This window comes from Acidiphilium sp. 20-67-58 (genome assembly GCF_002255515.1).
In the GTDB taxonomy this organism is placed as follows: Bacteria; Pseudomonadota; Alphaproteobacteria; order Acetobacterales; family Acetobacteraceae; genus Acidiphilium.
On record NZ_NCAS01000032.1, the window covers coordinates 1 to 25216 of the forward strand.

Here is a 25216-nt window from a genome sequence, read left to right on the forward strand (position 1 = left end):
GCCAACCCAGGCTTCCTGGATCACCGCGACCAGGGCCTTCTCGGACGTCTTCCTGGGCTCGAGGAAAGGCGGGAAGTAAGAGCCCTGCCGCAGCTTGGGAATGCGCAGTTGTAGATTGCCGAGCCGGGTGTCGAGCGAGCGATCGCGGTAACCGTTGCGGTAGGTCGTCCGCTCACCAGTGCGCTCATGGCGCCCGGCGCCGATCAGGCCTTCCACGTCGGCCTCCATAAGCAGTTGCACTACGGCCTCCGCCACACTGCGCAGGAAATCTCCATCGCCGGCTTTCGCCAGCAATTCAGCCAAGGGTAGTCTGTCTTCGGTCATCGGGTCCTCTCGGGTTCGCGTGAAGCTTCGCAACTCCACCGTAGCCGCTCGATCCGATGGCCACCTAAACCCAGGCTCATGCGTTGGATCGGCCCCTCCGGCCGGCTACGCCGACCTCCGGCGCCAATCCAACGCACGGCAGTCAGACAATTTCCACCACAAGCGCAGACATTAGCGATATCGATACCTCGGTCGCCCACCTTGCAGGTGCCCGAGCCTGAACCAGCCCTTCGAACCAGACTCGATCAGACGGGCTCATACCCGCAATTGAGGTTCAAAGCCGCAAGAAATTTAAATATTGTAGCGAGCGCTGGTCCAGTATTCCGCTTTAAGCGGAGTCTTGGTATGATCCATGCATGGCGATAGGACCCCGTCTCGATCTGAGGCATACGCAGTCGCTGGTGATGACACCCCAGCTACGGCAGGCCATACAACTGCTGCAGTTCAACAACACCGAGGTCAGCCAATTCATCGAGGAAGAACTGCTCCGGAACCCGCTCCTCGAACGTGCGGATCCCGAGATTTCCGGGACAGTCGCTCAAGCCGGCGGTGAGCCGCCATCGATCGACACAGTGCTTGCCCGGACGGACAATGTCGAGAAAGTCGTCGATCCCGATCCTTCCGGTATGCATCTGCCGCTCGATGCCGACTTCTCCAATGTCTACGATCCTGGCGGCAGTGGCGAAGCCTCCGGTGGTGGTCTTGCCGATGACAATGACTGGATCGGGCAGATTGCCGATCGGCCGCCGGGATTGCAGGAAAGCCTCGAACAGCAGGCACGGCTTGCGTTTTCCGATCCAATCCGCCGGCAGATCGCGCTTGCGCTGATCATGGCGCTGGATCCGGCAGGGCGGTTGGCGGAACCGCCTGAACGCATTGCCGAAATGCTGGGCGTCGCGACGGATATTCTGGAATCCGTCAGGCAGATCATGCTCCGGTTCGAACCCACCGGCACTTTTGCCGTGGATCTGGCGGAATGCCTGGCCGTTCAGCTGGAGGAGCGGAACCGGCTCGACCCGGCAATGTCCATCCTCCTCGCCAATCTCGATCTGCTGGCCCGGCGCGACCACCGCGCGCTCATGGAGGTGTGCGGCGTCGATGCGGAAGATCTCCGCGACATGATCGCCGAGATACGGCAGCTAAACCCCAAGCCTGGGGCGACGAGCGATGCTGCGGTGATTACACCGGTGATCCCCGACGTGCTGATGCGCCTCGGGCCAGATGGCCAATACGTGCTGGAACTCAATCCCGAAACGATGCCGCGGGTGCTGATCCGGCGAGGCTTCCACGCGCAGATCGCAGCGCGGGCCTCTCGCGAGACAAAGCAGTTTCTCTCGGAACGGGTGCAAAGCGCGAACTGGCTGGTTCGTGCCCTTGAGTCCCGGGCCGAGACCATCCTGCGAGTCGCGGGCGAGATCGTCGTACACCAGGAGGCATTCTTTCGGTTAGGCATCGGATTTCTTCGACCGCTCACGCTCCGGGAGGTGGCGGCCGCGCTCGAAATTCATGAAAGCACCGTCAGCCGGGTGACGTCGAACAAGGTCATTGCGACGCCGCGCGGAATTTTCGAGATGAAATTCTTTTTCACAACGGCGCTCGCGGGCGCGAATGGCGAGAGCCACAGCGCCGAATCCGTGCGGCACCGTATTGCGGCGCTGATCGAGGCTGAACCGCCCGGCCGGGTGTTGTCTGACGATGCGCTGGCGCAACTATTGCAGAAGGAAGGGGTGGATATCGCGAGACGGACTGTCGCAAAATACCGCGAGGCCATGCGCATCCCCGGCTCGGCGCAGCGCAAGCGGGAAAAAAACCTGCTGGCGGGAGGTTGACGCACAACGATCCGGAGCGGTGTAATGCTTTTGTCTAATACCGAGCCTTCTCTGAGCAAGCGTAAACGCCCGCTTCATCAAGGCGGGTCTAGAATGACCGTACTGGCTCTAGCAAAAGGATCTCTCTATGCAGATCACGGTTTCCGGTAAGCAGGTCGACCTCTCGGATGCCCTGCGCGTTCATGTCGCGAACCAGCTCGACAATATCGCTGGAAAATATTTCGATCACGCACTCGAGGCGCACGTGACGTTCAGTCGTGCCCGCAGCTTTTTCACTTGCGACATCAACGTTCACGCCGGACGAGGGCTGACTTTGCGCGGCGAGGGCGAAGCGGCAGACGCTCATGCGGCATTCGATGACGCGGCCGAACACATCGCGAAGCGATTACGCCGATACCGACGCCGTGTGAACGACCATGCGCGTGAGAGCGCCTCCCGTGGCCGCACGGAGACGGTGCGGCAATACGTGTTGCAGGAGGTGGAAGCCGAAGGCGCCGCTCCGCAGGGGGCGGCCGACGGCGCCGCTGGTCTCGATCCCGGCCCCTATGCAGCAGTCGTTGCGGAAACACCGGCTGAAATCGCGTTTCTGTCCGTCAGCGAGGCGGTGATGCGGATGGATCTTGCCAATCAGACGATGCTGATGTTCCGCAACTCCGGCAATCAGGCTCTCAGCGTTGTGTATCGTCGCAGCGATGGCAATATCGGCTGGATCGACAGTTCAGCGGTACGCTGACTGCCTGACCCGTCTCCCGGGTTGCGTTCTCCGTCTGGTCTGGCATCCGAAGGGGTCAGACCAGAGCGAGGGATGTCGATAATCGACACACCCGCGATATGCTGCCCGACGTTTCCTATCGTCTCTCCGAGATCGGATCATTCCTCATAAAGCCGCCAAGGGTGTCAGGAGCTTGTCCTGTCTGCCGAGGCCCGCTTGGGTTTGCCTGGGAACATCATATCCGATCCGAACGGATCGGAAGCTGCTCTAGAGCATCATCCGATCAGATGGAATCACCTGATCGGATAAAGATGCTAGATTTATCAATATGATAGAGCACTACATCCGATCCAATCGGATCGGAAAGTGCTCTAAAGCGAGCTGACCAGCTTGAGCACGGCTGGTCCACCCACGACCAGGAAAACGCAGGGCAGAATAAACATGATCATCGGCAGCGTCAGCAGAACCGGCAGGCGCGCGGCGCGCTCTTCAAAGCGGGTCAGCTGTTCCTGACGCATCTCCGCCGAAAGGGTTCTGAGTGCCTGCGTCAGCGGGGTGCCGTATTGAAGCGTCTGGATCAAGGTCGATGCCAGGCGCTTCAGATTGTCGAGCCCGGTTCGCAGGCCGAGGCCGGCAAGGGCATCACGGATGTTGCCGCTGATGCGCATCTCCTGAGCGGTCAGCGTGAGTTCCTGCGACACGGCCGGATGGGTCAGTTGCAGTTCGGCGGCAACACGCGTGAGGCCGGGTTCGAGGCTGAGTCCGGCATCGGCGCAGATGACCATCAGGTCGAGTGCCTCCGCCAGCCCGGCCTCGACCTTGCGGATAAACCGCTTCCGCCGTTGCTGGATCAGGATGTCCGGCAGGAGAAGCCCGAAAGCGGCGGCGATGGCCGCGGCGATTAGCCCATCCAGCGTGCTGAGACGTAGAATGCGGGAGGCCACCAGAACGCCTGCGAAAAAGCCGACCAGGGAAAGCAGCTTGGTGCCGACGAACATGGCCAGTGCGCCTTTGTCCCTGATCCCGGCCATGCGCAATGTATGTCGCAGTTCTTCCAGCGTCCGGTTGCTGAGCAGACCGCTGCGCGCGACCGCGAGGCCGATGCCCATGGCGATCCGCATATGCAGGAGCTGGGCAGGTCCGTTGCTCTCGCTGGCAGCGGAAGTCGCGCCGATCGCGCGGTCCAGCCGCCGCTGTACCCGTTCCTCGGCGATGACCAGGCGCAGCATCAGCACCGCGACGACGGCAACGAAGATGAACAGGCCGAAAATCCAGATCAGCGCGGTGTTCATGTCAGTTCAGGCTCCGCCGGATGATTTCGCGCATGACCATCGCACCGCCGGCGAGCAGCCCGATGGCGATCGCCAGCAGGATTTTTCCGGCATGGGTAACGAACAACACCCGCAGATACGATGGCTGAATCAACTCGATGGCGAGTGCCGCCACAAGGGGGATGATGCCGAGCACGAGGGCGCTGGTGCGCGCTTCCGAAGCCAGCGCATAGCCGCGTGCCTTCATTGCGACACGCTTGCGGATGACTTCCGCCAATCCTTCGAGCGTTGTCACAAGGCCGCCGCCATAGCGCGATTGCAGGCTGATGGCCGTGGCGAAAAATCCGTATTCGGCGAGTTTCACCCGGTCCGCCATCTGATGCAGCGCCTGTTCGAGCGGCGTGCCGATCGCGACCTGATCGGCGATCCGGCTGAATTCCCGACCGGTTGGCGCCGGCATGTCCTGGGCAACGACGCGCAGCGCCTCCTGCACCGGGATTCCGACACGAACGGTGCGGACAATGGTGGTCAGCGCATCTGGAAACTGGCTCAGCAGCAGCGCCGAGCGGCGGGCGTGGACGGTGCCGAAGGCAAGCCGGGCGACCAGAATGAACAGCGGCGGCCAGACCAGCCAGCCCAGGCCGGCACCGACGGTGCCGATCAGGAACGCGATGCCTCGCGATACCACGCCGGCGCCGATCAGGATGATCCACCACGGCATCGGGTAATCCGGTGCGCGCGCAAGATCGACGCCGACAAGGCCGATAAGCACCATCGCCGGGCGGCGGAGCCGGCCGAGCGGATCGTTCGTTTCGCTCCCGGCTTCGATGGTTGTAACCAGGGTCTGGCCCGATACCCGTGAGAGGCGCAGTTCGAGTGCCTTTTTCGTCCGGTCCACCCGCATCCCGCCCATCAGCGCGAGCGAGGTGCCGCCTATGAATAAAAGCAGCAGCGGGAGGAGGAGAAGGCTGCTCACGCCGCCGCCTCTTCCAATGCAACCGTCCATGCGCGGAGCAGGCCGAAATAGCTGAGCCGTTCGTGAAAGCTTGCCCGCGTATGCGAGACGGCGTACCGGCCGATCACCCGACCGGTCGCATCCTCGCCCAGTACCTCGAACTTGAAAATGTCGTTGAGCAGGGGTGTTTCACCCTCGATTCCGGCGATTTCGGTCAGCTGGACGAGACGACGGCCGCCATCGCGCTGGCGCTCCACCTGAACGATCAGGTTGACCGCGGAGACAACCTGCATGCGGATCGCCCGCGGCGACAGGCCCATGCTCGCCATCTGCACCATGTTCTCGATGCGTGCCAGTGCATCGCGCGTGGTGTTCGCATGGATCGTGGACATCGACCCATCATGGCCGGTGTTCATCGCCTGTAGCATGTCGAAGGCTTCGGGGCCGCGGACCTCGCCGATGATGATGCGGTCAGGGCGCATGCGCAGCGCGTTGCGCACAAGGTCGCGCTGGGTGATTTCGCCCTTGCCCTCAAGGTTCATCGGCCTGGTTTCGAGGCGGACGATATGCGGCTGCTGGAGCTGGAGCTCGGCAGCGTCCTCGACGGTGACGATGCGTTCCTGCTGATCGATGAAGCTGCTCATCGCGTTCATCATCGTCGTCTTGCCCGAGCCCGTGCCCCCGGAAATGATGACATTGAGGCGGCAGCGCGCGGCGATTTCCAGCACCCGCGCGACCGGCGGGGTCAGTGATCCGTATTCGATCAGCTTGCCGAAATTGATCGGCTTGCGGGAAAATTTCCGGATCGACAGACAGGGGCCATCGATCGACAGCGGCGGCAGCACGATGTTGACGCGCGAGCCGTCCTTGAGCCGCGCATCGACCATCGGGCTCGATTCATCGACCCGGCGCCCCACGGTGGCGGCGATGCGCTGGCAGATATTGGTCAGATGGGCATTGTCGCGGAAGCGGACTCCGAGCTGTTCGAGCCTGCCGCGCCGTTCGACGAACACCCGTTCCGGCCCATTGACCATGATATCGGTGATGGTCTCGTCCTCGAGCAGGGGCTCGAGCGGCCCTAGCCCGAGCATGTCGTCCACCAGTTCGGCGGCGATCTGGTTTTGCTCGTTACGGTTCAGTTGGATGCGATGCTCGGTCGCCAATTCGGCGACCATGGCCTCGACGCGTTGCAGCAGGCGCGGGTGATTGAGTCCCACGATCGTCGAGGCGTCGATGCTGGCAAGGCAGAGCCCGCGGATCATCTCGACGTCTTCCTGGCGCAACCGCACCGCCTGGTGAACGGGCGCGGTTGGGTCGACCGCGCGGCGGCCGAAGACCGGTAGCGCGTCCATCAGGCGACCATGGCCGTGGTGCCGACGCCAAGCTGGCCGGCGAGCGCGACGATCGCCTTGCGGAACGCGCCTTTCCGGCCGACGGCGGGCTCGCCGAGATTGTTTCCCTGGGCAACTAGGGTCGGGAGTTCAGGGATCACGAGGGCGATTTCGGTTCCAAGCAGCTCGGCGACCCGCGACACGGGGGGGCAGGTCCGGCGATGGTAGCGGTTGAGGATGACGAGTGGCGGGCCGGACTGCATCTGGCCCGCCGGCAAAGCGAGCCAGCGGCGCGCATTGGCGATGCTGTGCGGCGATCCGGTGGTCACGATCACGCGCGCATGCGCCAGCGTGAGCAGTTCCGTCGCAAACCGCGATGGGCGCGCCGGAATGTCCGCCACCACGAGATTGTATCGCTGGCGCAGCGCCGTCACCAGCGCCGCGCCGCCGCCGGCCTGGTAGTGCCAGGTTTCGTTCAGGGGCTCCTCTGCACCAAGCACATGGAGGCGGCCGGTCGAAGGCTGGGCCGCGCGCTCGATCAACAGCGGGTCGATCCGGTCCGGGGTGTCGAGCGCGTTGCGCAGGCCGGTGCTGGGCGGGACGTTGGTGGCCAGCGCCGCGGTGCCGCGCTGCAGATCGGCATCCAGCAGGATCGTATGACGGCGGACATCCCCGCCCACATGCCAGGCGAGGCAGCTCGCCACCGTGGTGGCGCCGACGCCGCCGGCGGCACCGCATACAGCGACCATCGAGCCGCCGCGCGCGGCTTCGAACGCAGGTATGCCGCCGGCCGCCCACGGCAGCAGTTCCCGCGCGACCATCGCCGGATCGAGCGGCTTCGAGAGATATTCGCTGACGCCGAGCGTGCGCGTGAGGCTGCGGTAGAAGCTGATGCTGCGCTCGCTGCCGATGATCAGCACACGGGTTCCGGGATCCACCACCGGCTCGAGCCGGTGGACCGCGCTCATCGGCTGTTCCTCACCCGAAATGTCGACCAGCAGCGTTCGCGGCGTGTCGAACCGGGCGAGATAGTCGAGCGTTTCGGCAAAGGAGGCGCGTTGGAGCGGCACTCCGGTGGGAAATGCGGAAACCAGCGCCGTGCGGATGGTTTGCAGGCTGGCGTCATCGCTGACGAAGCCCATGAAGGCGGGACGGCTGCTCCCTTGCTGCCCCTGCGGCGGCGGCGAAGGACCGCCGGCCCGATCGAAGGCGGAAGCCGTCATTGCGGGTGATACTCGGTCTTGCCCCCAGCGCCCTGGAACACGGTGATCCCGGTCTGGCCAGGCATATCGAGTGCCGCGAGGGCGGGAGACACCTGGCCGCTGAAAACTGGTGGCGGTTTGGACTGGCGGGCTTTCGCGGCCTCGCTGGGGCGGACACTCAGCGAGAGCGGGCCGAGATGGGCGGCGACCTCGACCTGTTCGGCCTGTTCCGGCGTGACCTCGAGTGTCACGGTCCGTGCCGTCGATTGCGCGGCCGTGTGATTGCCGCTCGCCCCTTGCACAAGGCGCTGGTCGATCGCGATCACCCGCACGTCGGATAGCACGGTTTCCGAGGCGACCTTGCGCGTCGGCGGCAGGTTGGCGCCGACCAGGTTCTGGGTCAGCAGAAGATCGACATGGTCGCCCGGCCAGATCAGGCCGGCGGCCCCGGTGATTGCATCGACGCCGACGGACACCGCACGCATGCCGGGTTGCAGAACGGCGGCGAGAAACCCATGATCGCCGGGACGGATGGCGATGTCCGTGGTCAGAAGTGCCCCGGCGCTCAGCCGGCGGCGAATCATCGCCCCGGTGTAGGACGCGCGGTTCTCCGGAGTATCCCGCACCGCATCGGCGGGGACCTGCGCGGGAGGACGATCCTGCACGGTGAAATCGGACGGCTGCAACAGCGTCCCCGGCGGCAGGGCCTTGCCCGTTGCCAGCAGCGCAATCGTCGGCGCAGCCTTTTTCTGAGAGTGCGCCGGATGCATGTCGATCCAGGCAACGGTTCCGAAGCCGGCAAGCCCGACGGCCAGGACGATGAACAGGACGAGTCTAAGAACCATCAGGACATGTCTCAAAAGATGCGCAGGCGCGATCAATCGGTGACTGAAACGGCCCCGACATGGTGTCCGCAGCCTCGCTCGGCGGAATCTGGCTAAAGATGGCCCCGGCGCCGCATCGAACGATCGGGCGACGGGGCCTGCTCATACCGGGTTCAACCGGGTTAGAGGTTGGTTGTGTTGTTGGTCAGCGTGCCGCCGATCTTGTTGACGGCGTTGCCGAGGTCGTTGGCGAGCAGACCGAACGCCCCGATGATGACAACCGCCATCAGCGCCGCAATCAGTCCATATTCCATCGCGGTTACCCCGCGATCATCCCGTGCGAACGCAAGGCCGCGAACCGCGAGCCAGGTTTTCACGTAGTCAAGCATTGTCATGTCTCCTGCACACCGCATTACGATCCACTGCGCGGCGAAATTGACGACAGCGCCAGAATTTTGCTGGCAGAAGACCCGCAGCCGACTGCTGCGGACCGGAAACTCACCGGAGCATCAAATCAAAACAATCTTACTAAAACGTAAATTAGCTCGGCATTGAAATATTACTTTTGCTCTGTCTCAGGCTGTCTCGCGGGCGAGGAGAGACAATGCCGTCGCATCCGGCCGCGCTCCGATCCGGCCGATCGCCGCCGCCGCCACGCGGCTGGCCAGCGCCGCGCTCTCGACGAGCGATGCCTTGCGGGTGAGACCGACCATGAACCCGGCGGCATAGGCATCGCCCGCGCCGGTCGTGTCGACGACTTCGACCGGAACGGCAGCGACGACATGGCGTTCCGCGCCGGAAACGACGACGCTTCCCGCTTCGCTCCGGGTCAGCACTGCAAGCGGAAGCGTATGTGCGGCCTCGGTCACCGCGCCGTCGAAGTCGTTCTGTTCGAACAGCGAACAGATCTCGGCTTCGTTGGCAAACAGGATGTCGATGCCGCCGGAGGAAATCAGGTCGAGAAAGGCGGCCCGATGGCGATCGACGCAGAACGCGTCGGACAGCGAGAGCGCCACCTTGCGGCCGGCACCCCGCGCAATGCGGACGGCCTCGCGGAACGCATGCTGCGCCCGCGGCGGATCGAAAAGATATCCCTCGAGATAAAGGATCGAGGCGGACTGGATCGCCTCGGCGTCGAGGTCGGTATGGTCAAAATCAATGCAGGCGCCGAGATACGTGTTCATGGTGCGCTGGCCATCCGGCGTGACCAGGATCAGGCAGCGGGCGGTCGGTGCGCCCTCGGGCAGCGGCGCGTGCGGGAAGTCGACCCCGATCGCCCGCAGATCGTTGGCGAAGGCGATGCCAAGCTCGTCCCGCGCCACCTTGCCGAGAAAGGCGGCGCGGGCACCGAGGCCGGCCGCTACGGCGCAACTGTTGGCGACCGAGCCGCCAGAGGCGATCTGCCCCGGCGGCATCACCCCGAGAATGCGCTCGGCGGCCTCGGCGTCGATCAGCCGCATCGCGCCCTTGCGCATGTCGTGCCGGTCGAGAAAATGATCGTCGGTGCGGGCCAGCACATCGACGATCGCATTGCCGATGCCGATGATGTCATAGCGGGTCGCGTCCATGCCTGTCCCCTGCGCGGTCGTTGAAAATTCTCCCTTCGCCTATCACCCGAAAGGCCAAGTCACAAATCCGCCGCAAGCATGAACGCGCGGTTAATCGTGATCCATACGATCCCCTTGCGGAACCTTAGTAAAAATGCACGGTTTTGAGGGCGCGGGCGATTGTCCGGAGCGCGTGCCGCGTGCTAGCGGACAGACAGTAAAAGTTGTGGAGGGTTCGTGATCAGCTTCAGAAAACGCGACGATCAGCCGCCGGAGAGCAAGTCGCGGCAGACTCCCGCGCGGCAGGATGGCGCCGTGGACGATGGCCTCAGCATGCCTCCCTTCCGTCCCGCTTCCCCCGAAACGGTCCCGCAACCGGCGGATGACCAGCAGGCTAAGGAGATGCCCATGGCCAGAACCCCCTTTTCGCCCGGCCAGCCGGCCACCCCCCCGGCAGGCGGCGCCCCGGCCGGCCTTCCGGCCACCGGAACCGGCTTCCGCCCGTCGGTGCGTGATTCCGAGCCTGCCGAACGCCGCACCCTGGTGGTCGGCCGCGGCATCAGCCTGCAGGGCGTGGTTCAGGATGCCGAGCGGCTCGTGGTCGAAGGCACGGTCGAGGCGACCATGATCAAGGCCGCCGAACTTTCGATCAGCCCGGGCGGGGTTTTCAAGGGTGAGGTCGAGGTCGAGGAGGCGGAGGTCGCCGGTGTGATCGACGGCACGCTGACGGCGCGGCATTCCCTGATCGTGCGGGCGACTGGCCGGGTTCTCGGAACTGCGCGCTGCCGCCGCCTGCAGGTCGAGGATGGCGGGCAGATCACCGGCCGTATCGAGATGATCACCGAAGGTGCGTCCAGCTCCCAGACTACTGACTGACGTCCGACTGGCCCGCGGAGGGCTTGAGCAAGCATGAGACGGGGCGTTTTCCTCTGCCTGTTGAGCGCAGCCGCGCTGGCAGGCTGCACCGCGCGACCGGGCGCCATGACGGGCGCATCGGTCGCGTCGGGAGAGAAAATCAGCCTGGTCGGTGCGACGCCGGGCGATCTGCGCGCCAATCTCGGCAAGCCTTCGCTGCTGCGGATCGATGGGCCAGCGCAAGTCTGGCTCTACCACTCGCGGATCTGCCGGCTCGATCTGGTGCTGTATCGCAGCACCGTCGGCCGGCCGGTCGTCCGCCTGGCGCGGACGATGCCGGCGGGCGTGCCCGATACCACCTGCGTTGCCAGTCTGGAACAGCAGCGCGCCTCCTGATATCGAACATATGAACGACCTGCGCGCCGAAAGCGCGCCTGGGCGCGGTTTCTCATGGAGGGCACATGAACGGTTTGCGGGTCGCGATCCAGATGGATCCGATGGAAAGCGTGGATATCGACGGCGATTCGACCTTCGTGCTGATGCTCGAGGCGCAGCGGCGCGGCCACACGCTCTGGCACTACACGGTGCGCGAGATGTGGCTGGAGAGCGGGGCTCTCAAGGCGCGGCTGCGGCCGGTGACGGTGCGCCGCGAGGCGGGCAACCACTTCACCTTCGGCCCGGCCGAGACGGTCGATCTCGCGTCGATGGACGTGGTGCTGATGCGCCAGGATCCGCCTTTCGACATGGGATACATCACGGCGACGCACCTGCTCGAGCATATCCACCCGCGCACACTCGTGGTGAACGACCCGGCATCGGTGCGCAACGCGCCCGAGAAACTGCTGGTCATGGAGTTCCCCGACCTGATGCCGCCCACGATGATCGCGTGGGACCGCGCCGCGATCCGCGAATTCCGCGCCCATCACCGGGACATCATCGTCAAGCCGCTCTTCGGCAATGGCGGGATGGGGATTTTCCGGATCAAGCCGGATGACGAAAATCTTGGCGCCCTGCTCGACACGCATTTCGGCAATTCCCGCGAACCGTTGATGGTCCAGCGCTACGAACCGGCAGTGCGGGCGGGGGACAAGCGGATCATCCTGATCGACGGCGAGCCGCTGGGCGCGATCAACCGCGTCCCCGTCGAGGGGGATGCGCGGTCGAACATGCATGCCGGTGGCGTCGCCCGCCCGACCACGATGACTGCGCGCGACCTTGAGATCTGCGAGCGAATCGGCCCGACGCTGAAGGCGCGCGGCTTGCTTTTCACCGGCATCGACGTGATCGGCGACTATCTTACCGAGATCAACGTCACCTCGCCGACCGGTCTGCAGCAGGTGGCGCGGTTCGATAACGTGCATCTCGAAGCGACGATCTGGGACAGGATCGAGGCGCGCCGCGCGCACGGCCCCTGATCGCCTGCCGCGCGGCCGTGCGGTCATCCCGCCCGGCCGCCGCGGTATTCGACAAGATCGAGCACGATATCCGATCCAAAAGGATCGGAAATTGCTCTGGTTATCAATAAGATAGAGCGCGACATCCGATCCAGAAGGATCGGAACGTGCTCTACAGGTTGGCGACGGCGTGCTGCCGCGCGAGGAACCAGGCATCCACCGCCGATTTCATCGATAGCGCGATGCGGCGGCGGAAAGCCGGGGTGCGAAGCTCGGCCTCGTCCGCGGGGTTGGAGAGAAAGGCGGTTTCCACCAGGACGCTGGGAATGGCGGAGGATTGCAGCACCGCGAAGGTGGCGTGGCGGGCCGGGTTCGGCAGCAGTGGCACACGGGGTGCCAGGGCGCCGACCATTTTCTGTTGCAGCAGATGCGACTCGATCTTGGTGCTGTGCGCCATCAGCGCGAACAGGATTTTCGCGACCTGCGGCGACACCCCGCGGAAATTCGGATTGGACAGGCTCTCGACACTGTTTTCCGACTGCGCCATCCGCGCCGCGAGCCGGTCGGATGCGTGGTTCGAGAAGGTGTAGATGCTGGCGCCGCGCACCGCCGGGTCATGCGCCACGGAATTCGCGTGGATCGAGAGAAACAGCGTCGCCTTGTGGCGTTCCGCGATATCCACCCTTGTCCGCAGCGGAATGAAGATGTCCCGCGAGCGGGTCATCACCACCTCGTAGCCGCCGCGTTCGAGCGCCTGGCGCAGGTCGTGGGCGGTCGAGAGCACGATGCTCTTCTCGAAGATGTTGCCCTGGCCGATGGCGCCGGGATCGTGCCCGCCATGGCCGGGGTCGATCACCACGAGGCGTCGCGCCGAGGCCTCGCGCCAGGCCGCGCGGCTGAGCCGGGGCGGCTGGCCGGGAGTGGCGCGCGCCAGGGCGGACTGCATCCACAGCGGCAGCGTGATTGTGGCTTTAACGCCTGAATCGAGCAGGAAGCGACGGGACAGACGCATCGCAAACCCCCTTTCTGTCGACTTGTAATACTGGCTTCGGCCATGAAGTGCCATCATGGTCTGAGGAATGCACGTTAAATCATTGAGATTGACAATAGGTTGATCGAAGCCGTCCGGCTTCCGGGCACCCCCGGGTTGTGGTTAGTTGCCGCCGACGCATATCGGTAGGGGGAGAAGATCATGCGCGCAACCTTCGTCTTCTACGGCGTCGCCCTGCTTGCCTATCTGCTGATCGACGCAGTCTGGCTGGGGCTGACCGCCGATACCGTCTACCGTGCGGCGCTCGGGCAGATCATGCTCGAAGGCTTCCGGCCGATCCCGGCGCTCGCGGTATACCTGCTCCAGGTGCTCGGCCTTGCGGTATTCGTGCGGCCACGTGCCTTTGCGGCCGGCGCCGCCGCCACGCTCGCCTACGGCGCCGCCTTCGGGGTCTTCACCTACGGCCTGTATGACCTCACCAACCTTGCCACCCTCAAAGGCTGGACGGTCGGGCTCAGCCTAATCGACATTGCCTGGGGTGGCACGGTTTCAGGCCTCGCCTCGGTCTGCGGATGGCTGGCGGCGCGGCGGCTGCTGCGGCCGCGCATTTTCAGGTAGCGCGGTTCAGCTTTCGCCCTGCGGCCGCTCGAAGGCATCCTTGCCGTCGAAGCGCTGCAGCTTTTCGACATGCATCCAGGAATGTTTCTGGCCGATCGCCTTGACCAGGTCCGAAATCCCCTGCGGCCCGTTGCCGGCGGCGGGCTCCTTGAGCATGAAGCGGCAGTCGAAATGATCGACGAGGAAGGTGCTGCCGCCGGTTGCAGGCCAGACCTGCACACCGCGATTGGAAATCGAATCAAGGCGCAGAGCGCTGCCTTCGGCAATCGCGGTCAGCGAGGCGCCGAGTTCGGCCGCCGACAGGCTGCTTTCGAGGAAGATATCGACGCCGAGCAACTCGCGGCTCGCGGGTTCGGTATGCGCGGTGCGGTCCGGCCAGGCCTTGAGCGTCAGCGGCCGGTAGGCGCGCGAGGGCAGATTGCTGGTGCGGCCGAGATTCTCGATCACCTGGCCGACGAATTTGTCGGTGCCGACGCCGTGGCCGCGGGGCGAGAGATCGCCGGTCAGGTTCTCGCCCTCGGCGAGGGTGATGAACAGCGCCTGCTCGATCGTTTCCGCCGTCTCGAAGGCGCCGATATGGCGGAGCATCATGATCGCGGCGGAGAGCAGCGCGGTCGGGTTGGCGAGGCCCTTGCCGGCGATGGTCGGCGCCGAGCCGTGCACCGCCTCGAAGATCGCCGCGTGATCGCCCAGATTGGAGGACGGCGCGATGCCGAGACCGCCGACCAGCCCGGCGGCGAGATCGGAAATGATGTCCCCGTTCATGTTGGAGGTCACGATCACGTCGAACTGCTCGGGGGCAATGACGAGCTGGTGGGCGCAGTTGTCGATGATGATGTGGTCCTGCGCGATGTCCGGATAGTCGGGCCCGACCGCCTCGAACACGCGCTTCATCATGCCCTCGGTGAGCTTCATGATGTTCGCCTTGCTCGCACAGGTCAGCTTCCGGCGATCTTCCGCCTGGGCAAGACCGAAGGCGGCGCGGATGATGCGCTCGCAGCCCGGCCGGGTCATCAGCTTGAGGCACTGGGCGACATCCGGCGTCTGCATGTGCTCGATGCCGGCATAGACGTCTTCGACATTCTCGCGAACGATGACCATGTCGATCCCGCGCCCGGTGAAGGGCGTCTTCACGCCAGGCAGTTCGCGGACCGGGCGGATATTGGCGTAAAGCTCGAAATGCTTGCGCAGGGTGACGTTGGCCGATTTGTTGCCATAGCCGACCGGGGTTTCCAGCGGCCCCTTCAGCGCGATCCCGTTGCGGGCGATGGAGTCGAGGGTTTCGCGCGGCGCGCCGGAAGCGATGCCCTTCCGGAACACTTCGGCGCCGGCTTCGGCGATTTCCCATTCGACCGGCGCATTGGCGGCCTCGAAGATGCGGCGCGTCGCGTCGAAGACTTCGGGGCCGATCCCATCGCCCGGCAAGGCGGTGACACGGGTCTTGGCGAGGGCGGGCGAGGCTGCGGTCATCGTTGGTCCCCCATGGTCAGGTTGTGGCTGCGCGTATACGCCCGCCGATCCAACGAGGCCACCGCAGCGCAGCAAATGGCAGCCCAGACGGAATACCGCGACAATGACACGAAACGGTTAACGAAATCTGCGCCAGACTGGCGCATGATCGCGTTTTCGCAAGGCTGAACCCCGCGCCGCGATCTGGACAGGGCGGGCGGTTTTTCTATTTTCGGGCAGAATGTCTGCCTCATCATCCACACGCGAACTTGATCGCCCTTCGCCCACGCGCTCTAACGGCGAGGTCGCACTGGTGCCGATGACCATCGGCGCCTGCCTCGGCCTTGCCGCCGGATCGTTCTGCGGCGGCTCGCTGCAAAGCATCTATCCCTATGTCGCCGGCCGGCTGGCGACCAGCAGCGATCACGCGCTGTGGACGCTGACCTATTTCCTCATCCACTGGGCGCTCGGCATCGCGCTGATGCCCTGGTTCGCCCGCAAGCTCGGCTTCAAGCGTCTGTTTCTCGCCAGCATGATCATGCTGGCGGTCGGCGCGGGGATGGGAATCCTGTCCCATTCGCTGATGACGATGCTGGTGGCGCGCGGGGTGCAGGGCATTTCGTCCGGCCTGCTGGTGCCGCTGGTGCAGACGCTGCTGCTGCGCCACTTCCCGAAGCGCCATCACACGCTGGCCACGGCGCTGTGGAGCAATTCGATGCTGGTGCCGTTCTTTTTCGGCCCGGCCTTCGGCGGCTGGCTGGCGGTGAATTACGACTGGATCGACCTGTTCTGGCTGGTGATCCCCTTCGCCCTGCTCGCCTTCGTGCTGATCCGGGTCTCCCTGCCGGAAGACCGGCCGACGGCGCCGCCGCCGCCTTTCGACCTTGTCGGCCTCGCCCTGCTCTGGCTCGGGTTGATCGCACTGCAGATCGTGCTGAACCAGGGCGAGCAGTTCGGCTGGTTCGGCTCGCCCTTCATCCAGCGCTACACGATCGCTGCCCTCCTGCTGCTCGGCTGCTTCGTGATCTGGGAGCTGACGAGCGAGGCCCCGCTGCTCGAACTGCGCTTCGTGACCAACCGGAATTTCGGCTTCGGCCTGCTGCTGCTCTGCCTCGGCTGGTCGATCTTTGTCGGCTGGAGCTCGATCCTGCCGCTCTGGACCGAGATCGATCTCGGCTACAATGGCTGGTGGGGCGGGGTTTTGCTGATCCCGCTGGCGCTGACGGCGATTCCGGTGGCCTCCGCCATGGGGCGCGTCGCCCGGCATGTCAGCCTGCGGGTCCTCGCCGCGCTGTGTTTCCTGCTCTTCGCCATCGCCTTCGCCATCGCCGTCTACAATCCCGAGATCGGCCTCGCGGCAACGGTGCCGAGCGAGCTGCTGCAAGGCATTGCGGTCGGGATGCTGTTCGTGCCGCTGACCATGATCATCCTGTCGGAAATCCCGGTCGAGGATCTCGCGGCGGCCTCGACGACCAGCAATTTCATTCGCCTCGCCAGCGACATCGTCGGCGTCACGATGCTGCAGACGCTCTGGCAGCGGCACACCGAGACCGTCGCGGCGCTGACGCGCGGGGCGATGAGCGAGTCCGTCCTGCGCCAGACGCTCGCCCATGCACGGCAAGACGGCGTCTCCCACGCGCAGGCGATGGCGATGATCGCCGGCCGGCTGCAACTCGATGCCAGCACCTGGAGCCTCGATGACGCGCTGCGCCTCTCCGCCTGGATCTGCCTCGTTGCTGCGGCGGTCTCGCTCGTCCTGCTGAAGACGCCCCACCGCCAGGGGGGATGAGCGGCAGCCGGGGTTACGCGACGAACGGCATCAGCAGCATCACCGCGGCCTGTGCGGCGATCCCCTCGCCACGGCCGGTGAAGCCGAGGCGCTCGGAGGTCGTCGCCTTCACCGACACCCGATCGAGCGGAATGCCGGCCAGTTCGGCGACTCGGCTGCGCATCGCCAGCGCGTGGGGCGTGATTTTCGGCCGCTCGCAGATGATGGTGATGTCGACATTGGCGATCGCGCCGCCCTTTTCCGCGACCAGCCCCGCCGCATGGCGAAGGAACCGCGCCGAATCCGCATCCTTCCAGGTGGCCTCCGAGGGCGGGAAATGCCGGCCGATATCGCCCTCCGCCATCGCGCCGTAAATCGCGTCGCAAAGTGCGTGCAGCGCCACATCGGCGTCGGAATGGCCGGCCAGCCCCTTTTCATGAGGCACCTCGATGCCGCACAGCATCAGCTTCCTGCCCTCGGCCAGCACATGCACGTCATAGCCGGTGCCGGCACGGGGCAGGGCGCCGCGGGCGAGAAGGGTCTTGATGTCCATGGGCCGGGATCTCCAGATGGCATGCAGGCGGGGTTCGCGCGGGAACAGGGCGGCTTTGGCAACTGGACGATTGCGCGTCAATGCCCGGCCCTGTAGTGCTTAATTCATGGGCAACGAGATGAGCAGCTTTCCGAAATTGCGGCCGATCCGGCTCAAGGCGCCGGGCGGCGCCGCGCGCGATGTGACGATCGAGACGCCGGTGATCCTGGCGCCGATGTCCGGCGTTACCGACCTGCCGTTCCGCCGGCTGGTCAAGTCGATGGGCGCCGGGCTCGTGGTCTCGGAGATGATCGCCTCCTGGGCGATGATCCACGAGAACGCGGCAACGTTGCGCATGGCGTCGGTCGATGAGGGGACGGGGCCGAACTCGGTGCAGCTCGCCGGCTGCGATCCGGATGCGATGGCGGAGGCGGCGCGCATCGCCGTCGCCGGCGGCGCCGATCTGGTCGACATCAATTTCGGCTGCCCGGTGAAGAAGGTGGCGGTCGGCCAGATGGCCGGCTCGGCGCTGATGCGTGACGAGCTGCGCGCGGCGCGCATCCTCGAAGCCACGGCGAGGGCTGTCGACGTGCCGGTGACGCTGAAGATGCGCATGGGCTGGGACCGGCAGAGCCTGAACGCGCCGACCCTCGCGCGGATCGCGCAGGAAAGCGGCATCGCCATGGTCACGGTGCATGGCCGCACCCGCCAGCAATTCTACGAGGGCACGGCGGATTGGGATTTCATCGCCTCGGTGAAGGATGCGGTCGCCATCCCCGTCATCGCCAATGGCGACATCACGACCGAGGACGAGGCCGAGGAGGCGCTGCGCCGCTCGGGGGCCGATGGCGTGATGATCGGCCGCGGCGCCTATGGGCGGCCGTGGTTTCTCGCCCAGGTCGCGCGCTATCTCACCGCCGGGCAGAAGGTTCCGCCGCCAGACCTCGAAACCCGGCGCGACGTGCTGATCCGCCATTACCGCGCGATGCGCGCGCATTACGGCGAGCAGCCCGGCCTGCGCGTGGCCCGCAAGCATATCGGCTGGTATGTGCGCGGCCTGCCGGGGGCCGCCGAGTTCCGCGGCGTCGTCAACCGGCAGGACGATCCCGCCGTGGTCGAGGCAATGATCCATGACATCCATGCCCGGGCGATGGGCGAGGCGGCGGCGCCGGTGCAGGCGGCCGCATGACCGCCCCGCGCGGCGCCTTCGCGCGCCGGGGACCCGCGATCAGCACACCCGACATGCCGACCGGAGCAGGGCAGCTCCTCGCCGCACTGCCGCTCGCGGTGATCGAGCTTGACGCCGAGGACCGGTTTCTCTTCGCCAACTACGCGGCGGAGGAGATGTTCGGCGCGTCGCAGGCGGTGCTGGCCGGCCGCGCGCTGCACGAATTCGTGCCGGCCGATCACCCGATCTTCATCCTGCTCGACCGCGCCCGGCGCGACGAGGCGCCGGTTGCCGGGCATGATCTCGTCCTCGAAGGCCCGCGCTTCGCGCGTCGCGGCGTGTCGATGCAGGCGGCGGCGATCGTGGATGCGCCGGGCCATCTCGCCGTCACCCTGCAGGACAGCTCCGCCGCCCGCGCACTCGACCAGCAGCTCTCGGCGCGGAACGCCGCGCGCAGCATCACCGGCATGGCGGCGGTGCTCGCGCACGAGGTCAAGAACCCGCTTTCGGGCATACGCGGCGCAGCACAGCTGCTCGAGGCGAACGCCACGCCGGCGGACCGCGAACTCGCGGTGCTGATCCGCGACGAGGTCGACCGGATCCGCGACCTTGTCGAGCGGATCGAGGTGTTCGGCGACAAGCCGCTCGACGTGACGGCCATCAACATCCATCGCGTTCTCGAACATGTGCGCCGGCTCTCGCAATCGGGCTTCGGCGCGCGCATCCATTTCGTCGAGACCTACGACCCCTCGCTGCCGCCGGTCCTCGGCAATCGCGACCAGCTCGTCCAGGTCCTGCTCAACCTCGTGAAGAACGCCGCCGAGGCGATCGCCGAAACCCAGCGGCCGGACGGCGAGATCACGCTGATGACCGGCTTCCAGCACGGGGTGCGGCTGGCCGCATCCCCCGCACGCGGGCAGCGCAACCTGCCGATCTTCATCGCGGTGCGCGACAATGGCGCGGGAATTCCCGAGGATATCCGGCGCCACCTGTTCGAGCCCTTCGTCAGCACCAAGGCCGCCGGTTCGGGGCTGGGGCTTGCGCTGGTCGCGAAGACCGTCGCCGATCACGGCGGGCTCATCAACGTCGACAGCCGGCCCGGCCGCACCGAATTCCGCATCCATCTCCCTCAGTTCGAGGATCGCGCCGAGAGCTCGCCATGACCACGCTGCCGACCATCCTGATCGCCGATGACGACCGCTCGATCCGCACCGTGCTGACCCAGGCGCTGGGCCGGTCGGGCTACCAGGTGCGCACCACCTCCTCGGCGGCCACGCTCTGGCGCTGGGTCGAGGATGGCGAGGGCGACCTTGTCATCACCGACGTGGTGATGCCGGACGAAAACGGACTCGATCTCGTGCCGCGGATCAAGCGCATCCGCCCCGAACTCCCCGTTCTGGTGATGAGCGCACAGACCACGATCCTGACCGCCGTGCAGTCCACCCAGCGGGGGGCCTTCGAATATCTGCCGAAGCCGTTCGACCTCGGCGAACTCCTCGCCATCGTCGATCGCGCGCTGAAGCAGCCGCCGCTCACCGCACCCGCCGAGACCCAGGGCAGCCCGGAGGACAATCTTCCGCTGATCGGCCGTTCCGCGGCGATGCAGGAGATCTACCGCGTCATCGCCCGCCTGACCACGACCGACCTGACGGTGATGATCACCGGCGAATCCGGCTCAGGCAAGGAGCTTGTCGCCCGCGCGCTGCACGATTACGGCCGCCGCCGGCAGGGGCCGTTCGTGGCGATCAACATGGCCGCGATCCCGCGCGAACTGATCGAGAGCGAGTTGTTCGGCCATGAGCGCGGCGCCTTCACCGGGGCGACCAACCGCCATGTCGGCCGCTTCGAACAGGCCGCCGGCGGCACGCTGTTCCTCGACGAGATCGGTGACATGCCGCCCGAGGCGCAGACGCGGCTGCTGCGCGTGTTGCAGGAGGGCGAGTTCACCACCGTGGGCGGGCGCCAGCCGATCCGGGCGAATGCCCGCATCGTCGCCGCCACCCATCGCGACCTCAGGGTGCTGATCCGCTCGGGCCAGTTCCGCGAGGACCTGTTCTACCGGCTCAATGTGGTGCCCATCCGGCTGCCGCCCCTGCGCGAGCGGCCGGATGACATTCCGCTTCTGGCGCAACATTTCCTCAACCGCGCCCATGCGGAGGGGCTGCCGGCCAAGACCATGGCGCCCGAGGCGATGGCGCGGCTTGCGCAGCATCGCTGGCCGGGCAATGTGCGCGAGCTCGAAAACCTGATGCGCCGGCTGTCCGCCCTGGTGCCGCAGGCGACGATCACCGAGGAAATCATCGAGGCCGAGCTCGCCGACCGGACGATGGACGAGGCGGCACACGCCGCGGGAGACGAGCCGGGCGCGGGGGCGCAGCAGGGTATCGAGCACGTGATCGAGCGGCATGTCGCGCGCCTGATCGCCGAGGCGCGCGAGGCCGGCGAGGACGGCGTTCTCTACGACCGCATGATCGCCACCTTCGAGGCGCCGCTGATCCGCCTCGTGCTCGGAGAGACCCGCGGCAACCAGATTCGCGCCGCGGCGATGCTGGGTCTCAACCGCAACACGCTGCGCAAGAAGATCCGCGAGCACGATATCGGCGTGACCCGCCGGGTTGGCTGAGAGGGCGATGGAACCGCAAGCCGCACCGCTCGCGTTGCCCGCGAAGCCGCGCCGCAGGGGGCCGCTCGATTTCCTGCTCGGCCGGGTATCGACGCTCATCCTGGCGACGCTCGCGCTGCTGCTCGGGATCGGCTCGTTCGCCTATCTCGCCGGCGGCATCAAGCTCGAGCTGCATTCGGGCGCCGCCGTGGGTCTTGCGATCGGCGATATCGCGATCCTGCTGCTGCTGATCACGGTGCTGGCGGCCAGCGTCACCCGCGTGGTGATGGAAAGCCGGCGCGGCGCGGCGGGGGCGCGGCTTCATGTCCGCCTCGTGCTGTTGTTCGGCGGCGTGGCTGCGGTGCCGGCCATCCTCGTTGCCATCTTTGCCGCCGTCTTCTTCAATCTCGGCATCCAGGCCTGGTTCAACCAGCGGGTGCGCACCGCACTCGCCGAAAGCCAGCAGGTCGCCGAAGGCTATCTCGACGCGAAGAAGAACAGCATCCGGCTCGATGCGCTGGCGATCGCCAACCAGCTCAACCAGAACGGGCCGATCTTCTACGGCAACCCGCAGAATTTCTTCGACCAGGGCTTCCTGAACGTTCTGGTGGCGCAGACCGCGCTGCACGGTCTCACGCAATCGGCGATCTTCGAGCCGCTGACGAACAAGGTGGTGGCCTCGGCCGGGCTGTTTTCCTCCGAGGGGGTAACCCTGCCGCCCGGCAACATCATCGCCGAGGCGGAGAAGCACCAGGTCGCGGTCTGGAGCGCGCCGAACTCGCTGCTGGAGCGCGCCGTCGTCGAGCTGGAGGCGACGCCGACGCTGATGCTGATGGTCGAGCGGCCGATCGACCCCTCCATCCTCGCCCATGTCGACCGTACGCGCCAGGCCGTCGCGGAATATAACCGGCTGGAACATCACCGCGCCCAGTTCGAGCTGTTCTTCGCGCTGATCTTCGCGACCGTGGCGCTGCTGGTGCTCTCCGGCGCCGCGCTGATCGGGCTGCTCTTCGCCAACCAGATCGCCCGGCCGATCTCCTACCTCATCGAGGCGGCCGAGCGGGTGCGCACCGGCGACTATCATGTGCGGGTTCCGGAAGGAGACACGCGCGACGATGTCGCCGGCCTCTCCCGCGCCTTCAACCGCATGACCGGGCAGATCGCCGAGCAGCGCGCCGAGCTGATGAGCGCCTATGGCCAGATCGACGAGCGCCGCCGCTTCACCGAAACCGTGCTGGCGGGGGTTTCCGCCGGGGTGATTGGGCTTGACCCGCGCGGCCGGATCGAACTGCCCAACCGCGCCGCCTCCGACCTGCTCGGGATCGATCTGCTCGATCACCTGGGCGGCGCGCTCGGCGATCTCGTGCCGGCCTTCCTGCCGCTGCTCGACCAGGTTCGCGAGACCCCGGCGCGGCCGGCGACCGGCGAGATCGATTACGCGAGAGGCGGCGACCGAAGGGTGTTTCTCGTGCGCATCGGCGCCGATCTCAAGGGCGAACGGCCGACCGGCTTCGTCGTCACCTTCGATGACATCACCGAGCTGCAATCGGCGCAGCGCAAGGCCGCCTGGGCCGATGTGGCGCGGCGGATCGCGCATGAGATCAAGAACCCGCTGACCCCCATCCAGCTCTCCGCCGAGCGGCTCAAGCGGCGGTTCGCCCGCGAGATCACCTCCGACAAGGACAGCTTCACCCAGTGCGCCGACACGATCGTCCGCCATGTCGGCGATATCGGGCGGATGGTCGATGAATTCTCCGCCTTCGCGCGGATGCCCCAGCCCAGCATCAAGCCCGAGGATCTGGCGCGGATCGCGCGCGAGGCGGTGATCCTCCAGCGCGGGGCGCATCCCGGCATCGAATGGGTGGTGGAAAGCCCCGAACCCGCGCCGCGTGCGGCGTGCGACGCCCGCCTGATCGGCCAGGCGCTGACCAACCTGTTGCAGAACGCGGCCGACGCCATCGGCATGCGCCCGGACAATGTGGGGCGCGAGGCCGCCAACGGCCATGTCCGGCTCCGCATCGAGCGGCAGGGCGAAGAGTTCAGGGTCTCGGTCAGCGATGATGGAATCGGCCTGCCCGTGCAGGATCGCGCCCGGCTGGTCGAGCCCTATATAACGCAGAAACCGAAAGGAACCGGGCTGGGCCTCGCCATCGTTCGCAAGATCATGGAAGATCATCACGGCAGACTTGAACTCGCCGACCGCGAGGATGGGGCCGGAGCCGTGGTAACACTGGTGCTGAAGGCGAGTTAGGAGATTCATGTCCGAGATACTGATCATCGATGACGAGCCCGATATCCGCCTGCTGGTCGACGCGATCCTGCAGGACGAAGGCTATGCCACGCGCAATGCCGGCAATTCGGACGAGGCGCTGGCCGCGTTCCGCGAGCGCCGGCCGTCCCTCGTCGTGCTGGATGTCTGGTTGCAGAATTCGCCGCTCGACGGGCTCGATCTCCTGAAGGTGATGAAGGCCGAGGACGAGGGCGTGCCGGTGGTGATCATTTCCGGCCACGGCACGATCGAGATGGCGGTGAACGCCATCCAGCTCGGGGCGTATGATTTCATCGAAAAGCCGTTCAAGTCGGACCGGCTGATCCTCGTCATCCAGCGGGCCCTGGAGGCGGCGCGGCTCGCCGCGGAAAATGCCGAGCTGCGGCTGCGTGCCGGGGCCGATTCCAGCCTGACCGGCGATAGCCCGGCGATCAACGGGCTCCGCCATGCCATCGACAAGGTCGCGCCGACCGGCTCGCGTGTGCTGCTCTCGGGAGCCGCCGGTGCGGGCAAGGAGGTGGTCGCGCGGATGATCCATGCCAGCTCGAAGCGGGCGGATCAGCCCTTCATGGTGCTGAACTGCGCGATCCTCGCCCCCGAGCGCTTCGAGATGGAGCTGTTCGGCACCGAGGCGGGGGCCGATCCGCAGGCGCAGCCGCGCCGCGCCGGCGTGCTGGAGCGCGCCCATGGCGGCACGCTCCTCCTCGACGAGATTGCGGACATGCCAGTGGAAACCCAGGGCAAGATCGTCCGCGTCCTGCAGGACCAGGCCTTCGAGCGCATCGGCGGGTCGACGCGGGTCAAGGTCGATGTCCGCATCATCGCCAGCACGGCGCGCGACCTGCAGGCGGCGATCGGCGCCGGGCGGTTCCGCCAGGATCTGTATTATCGCCTCGCGGTGGTGCCGCTGCGGGTTCCCTCGCTGCGGGAACGGCGGGAGGATATCCCCGCCCTCGCGCAGCATTTCCTCAAGCGTGCGGCCGACACGTCGGGCCTGCCGCTGCGCCCGCTCTCATCCGAGGCGCTCGCAGCACTCCAGGTGCATGACTGGCCGGGCAATGTCCGCCAGCTCCGCAATGTGATGGACTGGCTGATGATCATGCATCCGGGCGAGCCCGGCGAACCCTTCCGCGCCGAGCATTTACCCGCCGAGATCGGCGCGCACGCGCCCCGCGCCCTGGCGATCGACCCGCTGGCCGACATCATGGCCCTGCCGCTGCGCGAGGCGCGGGACGTCTTCGAGACGCAATATCTCCAGGCGCAATTACTGCGCTTCGGCGGCAATATCAGCCGCACGGCGAATTTCGTCGGCATGGAGCGCAGCGCCCTGCACCGCAAGCTCAAGCAGCTGGGCATCGGCGCCGAGGACCGCGGCGCGCTCTGATCCGGACGGCGTTTCTGATCCGCCGCCAGGCGGAATGCCCGGCGGCGGATCGGATGGTCTGGAGCACGTACCGATCCTTTCGGATCGGATGGTGCTCTAGGTTCTGTACCTATTGCCATGACTACGGGGCGTCTGATTCAAGTCTGTTCGGAGGACTTGGAACATGGCGGAACTTTTCTGGCTGAACGACA

At 66.0% G+C, this 25216-nt stretch carries 22 protein-coding genes and 1 pseudogene; 12 read left to right on the forward strand and 11 right to left on the reverse strand.

Annotation, left to right across the window (positions count from 1 at the left end; genetic code table 11):
• A partial coding sequence (locus tag B7Z76_RS12420) for a transposase (RefSeq protein WP_291344257.1) occupies positions 1 to 324 on the reverse strand: 324 nt, incomplete at its 3' end.
• Between the two features lie 356 nt (positions 325 to 680).
• On the opposite strand from B7Z76_RS12420, the gene rpoN reads away from it, so the two are divergent.
• A complete protein-coding gene (rpoN, locus tag B7Z76_RS12425; protein WP_291344259.1) occupies positions 681 to 2153 on the forward strand; it encodes an RNA polymerase factor sigma-54 in 1473 nt (490 codons plus the stop codon).
• 127 nt (positions 2154 to 2280) lie between these two features.
• Positions 2281 to 2886, forward strand: coding sequence for a ribosome hibernation-promoting factor, HPF/YfiA family (gene hpf, locus B7Z76_RS12430; RefSeq protein WP_174503292.1), 606 nt, complete (start codon positions 2281 to 2283; stop codon positions 2884 to 2886).
• A 350-nt stretch (positions 2887 to 3236) separates the two neighbouring features.
• Here hpf and B7Z76_RS12435 read toward each other — a convergent pair whose 3' ends face one another.
• The 7 genes from B7Z76_RS12435 to B7Z76_RS12465 all read right to left on the reverse strand — a co-directional run bounded on the left by B7Z76_RS12435 (position 3237) and on the right by B7Z76_RS12465 (position 10016).
• Positions 3237 to 4157, reverse strand: coding sequence for a type II secretion system F family protein (locus B7Z76_RS12435; protein ID WP_291344261.1), 921 nt, complete (start codon positions 4155 to 4157; stop codon positions 3237 to 3239).
• A gap of 1 nt (position 4158) precedes the next feature.
• Complete coding sequence (locus B7Z76_RS12440) at positions 4159 to 5112, reverse strand: type II secretion system F family protein (RefSeq protein ID WP_291344263.1); 954 nt, start codon at positions 5110 to 5112, stop codon at positions 4159 to 4161.
• Entirely contained in the window at positions 5109 to 6443 is a 1335-nt protein-coding gene (locus B7Z76_RS12445) for a CpaF family protein (RefSeq protein ID WP_408736374.1), read from the reverse strand. Before B7Z76_RS12445 ends, B7Z76_RS12440 begins: the two co-directional genes overlap by 4 nt.
• The gene (locus B7Z76_RS12450; protein ID WP_236656324.1) at positions 6443 to 7645 is read right to left on the reverse strand and encodes a pilus assembly protein CpaE; all 1203 of its coding nucleotides are present in this window, start codon (positions 7643 to 7645) and stop codon (positions 6443 to 6445) included. Before B7Z76_RS12450 ends, B7Z76_RS12445 begins: the two co-directional genes overlap by 1 nt.
• On the reverse strand, positions 7642 to 8469 hold the full coding sequence (gene cpaB, locus B7Z76_RS12455; protein ID WP_291344266.1) for a Flp pilus assembly protein CpaB: 828 nt from the start codon (positions 8467 to 8469) through the stop codon (positions 7642 to 7644). Before cpaB ends, B7Z76_RS12450 begins: the two co-directional genes overlap by 4 nt.
• A 161-nt stretch (positions 8470 to 8630) precedes the next feature.
• Positions 8631 to 8843, reverse strand: coding sequence for a Flp family type IVb pilin (locus tag B7Z76_RS12460; protein ID WP_236656322.1), 213 nt, complete (start codon positions 8841 to 8843; stop codon positions 8631 to 8633).
• A gap of 180 nt (positions 8844 to 9023) precedes the next feature.
• Complete coding sequence (locus B7Z76_RS12465; protein ID WP_174503288.1) at positions 9024 to 10016, reverse strand: adenosine kinase; 993 nt, start codon at positions 10014 to 10016, stop codon at positions 9024 to 9026.
• Between the two features lie 387 nt (positions 10017 to 10403).
• On the opposite strand from B7Z76_RS12465, the gene B7Z76_RS12470 reads away from it, so the two are divergent.
• The 3 genes from B7Z76_RS12470 to gshB all read left to right on the forward strand — a co-directional run bounded on the left by B7Z76_RS12470 (position 10404) and on the right by gshB (position 12265).
• Complete coding sequence (locus B7Z76_RS12470) at positions 10404 to 10871, forward strand: polymer-forming cytoskeletal protein (protein WP_174503287.1); 468 nt, start codon at positions 10404 to 10406, stop codon at positions 10869 to 10871.
• 33 nt (positions 10872 to 10904) lie between these two features.
• A complete protein-coding gene (locus B7Z76_RS12475; protein ID WP_174503286.1) occupies positions 10905 to 11246 on the forward strand; it encodes a hypothetical protein in 342 nt (113 codons plus the stop codon).
• Between the two features lie 65 nt (positions 11247 to 11311).
• On the forward strand, positions 11312 to 12265 hold the full coding sequence (gshB, locus tag B7Z76_RS12480; RefSeq protein ID WP_174503285.1) for a glutathione synthase: 954 nt from the start codon (positions 11312 to 11314) through the stop codon (positions 12263 to 12265).
• Positions 12266 to 12416: 151 nt separating this feature from the next.
• On the opposite strand, the gene B7Z76_RS12485 is transcribed toward gshB, so the two are convergent.
• Positions 12417 to 13256 carry an N-acetylmuramoyl-L-alanine amidase gene (locus B7Z76_RS12485; protein ID WP_291344269.1) on the reverse strand — a complete coding sequence of 280 codons (840 nt, stop codon included), beginning with the start codon at positions 13254 to 13256 and terminating at the stop codon, positions 12417 to 12419.
• Positions 13257 to 13436: 180 nt separating this feature from the next.
• On the opposite strand from B7Z76_RS12485, the gene B7Z76_RS12490 reads away from it, so the two are divergent.
• A complete protein-coding gene (locus tag B7Z76_RS12490; RefSeq protein WP_174503283.1) occupies positions 13437 to 13853 on the forward strand; it encodes a DUF2177 family protein in 417 nt (138 codons plus the stop codon).
• A gap of 6 nt (positions 13854 to 13859) precedes the next feature.
• Here the strand turns inward: B7Z76_RS12490 and B7Z76_RS12495 are convergent, their stop codons facing one another.
• Positions 13860 to 15323, reverse strand: a complete 1464-nt coding sequence (locus B7Z76_RS12495) for an NADP-dependent isocitrate dehydrogenase (RefSeq protein ID WP_174503282.1) — start codon at positions 15321 to 15323, stop codon at positions 13860 to 13862.
• A 298-nt stretch (positions 15324 to 15621) separates the two neighbouring features.
• On the opposite strand from B7Z76_RS12495, the gene B7Z76_RS12500 reads away from it, so the two are divergent.
• Positions 15622 to 17091, forward strand: a complete 1470-nt coding sequence (locus tag B7Z76_RS12500) for a DHA2 family efflux MFS transporter permease subunit (RefSeq protein WP_291344276.1) — start codon at positions 15622 to 15624, stop codon at positions 17089 to 17091.
• Positions 17092 to 17104: 13 nt separating this feature from the next.
• On the opposite strand, the pseudogene ispF reads toward B7Z76_RS12500, so the two are convergent.
• Positions 17105 to 17593, reverse strand: a pseudogene (gene ispF, locus B7Z76_RS12505) (2-C-methyl-D-erythritol 2,4-cyclodiphosphate synthase); the annotation flags it as partial.
• Positions 17594 to 17729: 136 nt separating this feature from the next.
• Between ispF and dusB the strand changes: the two are divergent.
• Genes dusB through B7Z76_RS12530 form a run of 5 tightly spaced genes read left to right on the forward strand, consistent with a single transcriptional unit; the run spans position 17730 to position 25025 of the window.
• Complete coding sequence (dusB, locus tag B7Z76_RS12510) at positions 17730 to 18791, forward strand: tRNA dihydrouridine synthase DusB (protein WP_408736375.1); 1062 nt, start codon at positions 17730 to 17732, stop codon at positions 18789 to 18791.
• Positions 18788 to 19933 carry a nitrogen regulation protein NR(II) gene (locus B7Z76_RS12515; RefSeq protein ID WP_291344272.1) on the forward strand — a complete coding sequence of 382 codons (1146 nt, stop codon included), beginning with the start codon at positions 18788 to 18790 and terminating at the stop codon, positions 19931 to 19933. Before dusB ends, B7Z76_RS12515 begins: the two co-directional genes overlap by 4 nt.
• Positions 19930 to 21393, forward strand: a complete 1464-nt coding sequence (ntrC, locus tag B7Z76_RS12520) for a nitrogen regulation protein NR(I) (protein WP_174503278.1) — start codon at positions 19930 to 19932, stop codon at positions 21391 to 21393. The genes B7Z76_RS12515 and ntrC overlap by 4 nt, the downstream gene beginning before the upstream one ends.
• A gap of 7 nt (positions 21394 to 21400) precedes the next feature.
• Complete coding sequence (locus B7Z76_RS12525) at positions 21401 to 23623, forward strand: PAS domain-containing sensor histidine kinase (protein WP_174503277.1); 2223 nt, start codon at positions 21401 to 21403, stop codon at positions 23621 to 23623.
• A 7-nt stretch (positions 23624 to 23630) separates the two neighbouring features.
• Complete coding sequence (locus B7Z76_RS12530) at positions 23631 to 25025, forward strand: sigma-54 dependent transcriptional regulator (RefSeq protein WP_174503276.1); 1395 nt, start codon at positions 23631 to 23633, stop codon at positions 25023 to 25025.
• The last annotated feature ends 191 nt before the right edge of the window (positions 25026 to 25216 follow it).

Excerpts from the sequence above, each read along its gene's own strand:
- rpoN (WP_291344259.1), top strand. The coding sequence starts at position 681 with ATGGCGATAGGACCCCGTCTCGATCTGAGGCATACGCAGTCGCTGGTG.
- hpf (WP_174503292.1), top strand. The coding sequence starts at position 2,281 with ATGCAGATCACGGTTTCCGGTAAGCAGGTCGACCTCTCGGATGCCCTG.
- B7Z76_RS12435 (WP_291344261.1), bottom strand. The coding sequence starts at position 4,157 with ATGAACACCGCGCTGATCTGGATTTTCGGCCTGTTCATCTTCGTTGCC.
- B7Z76_RS12445 (WP_408736374.1), bottom strand. The coding sequence starts at position 6,443 with ATGGACGCGCTACCGGTCTTCGGCCGCCGCGCGGTCGACCCAACCGCG.
- B7Z76_RS12450 (WP_236656324.1), bottom strand. The coding sequence starts at position 7,645 with ATGACGGCTTCCGCCTTCGATCGGGCCGGCGGTCCTTCGCCGCCGCCG.
- cpaB (WP_291344266.1), bottom strand. The coding sequence starts at position 8,469 with ATGGTTCTTAGACTCGTCCTGTTCATCGTCCTGGCCGTCGGGCTTGCC.
- B7Z76_RS12460 (WP_236656322.1), bottom strand. The coding sequence starts at position 8,843 with ATGACAATGCTTGACTACGTGAAAACCTGGCTCGCGGTTCGCGGCCTT.
- B7Z76_RS12465 (WP_174503288.1), bottom strand. The coding sequence starts at position 10,016 with ATGGACGCGACCCGCTATGACATCATCGGCATCGGCAATGCGATCGTC.
- B7Z76_RS12470 (WP_174503287.1), top strand. The coding sequence starts at position 10,404 with ATGGCCAGAACCCCCTTTTCGCCCGGCCAGCCGGCCACCCCCCCGGCA.
- B7Z76_RS12475 (WP_174503286.1), top strand. The coding sequence starts at position 10,905 with ATGAGACGGGGCGTTTTCCTCTGCCTGTTGAGCGCAGCCGCGCTGGCA.
- gshB (WP_174503285.1), top strand. The coding sequence starts at position 11,312 with ATGAACGGTTTGCGGGTCGCGATCCAGATGGATCCGATGGAAAGCGTG.
- B7Z76_RS12485 (WP_291344269.1), bottom strand. The coding sequence starts at position 13,256 with ATGCGTCTGTCCCGTCGCTTCCTGCTCGATTCAGGCGTTAAAGCCACA.
- B7Z76_RS12490 (WP_174503283.1), top strand. The coding sequence starts at position 13,437 with ATGCGCGCAACCTTCGTCTTCTACGGCGTCGCCCTGCTTGCCTATCTG.
- B7Z76_RS12495 (WP_174503282.1), bottom strand. The coding sequence starts at position 15,323 with ATGACCGCAGCCTCGCCCGCCCTCGCCAAGACCCGTGTCACCGCCTTG.
- B7Z76_RS12500 (WP_291344276.1), top strand. The coding sequence starts at position 15,622 with ATGACCATCGGCGCCTGCCTCGGCCTTGCCGCCGGATCGTTCTGCGGC.
- dusB (WP_408736375.1), top strand. The coding sequence starts at position 17,730 with ATGGGCAACGAGATGAGCAGCTTTCCGAAATTGCGGCCGATCCGGCTC.
- B7Z76_RS12515 (WP_291344272.1), top strand. The coding sequence starts at position 18,788 with ATGACCGCCCCGCGCGGCGCCTTCGCGCGCCGGGGACCCGCGATCAGC.
- ntrC (WP_174503278.1), top strand. The coding sequence starts at position 19,930 with ATGACCACGCTGCCGACCATCCTGATCGCCGATGACGACCGCTCGATC.
- B7Z76_RS12525 (WP_174503277.1), top strand. The coding sequence starts at position 21,401 with ATGGAACCGCAAGCCGCACCGCTCGCGTTGCCCGCGAAGCCGCGCCGC.
- B7Z76_RS12530 (WP_174503276.1), top strand. The coding sequence starts at position 23,631 with ATGTCCGAGATACTGATCATCGATGACGAGCCCGATATCCGCCTGCTG.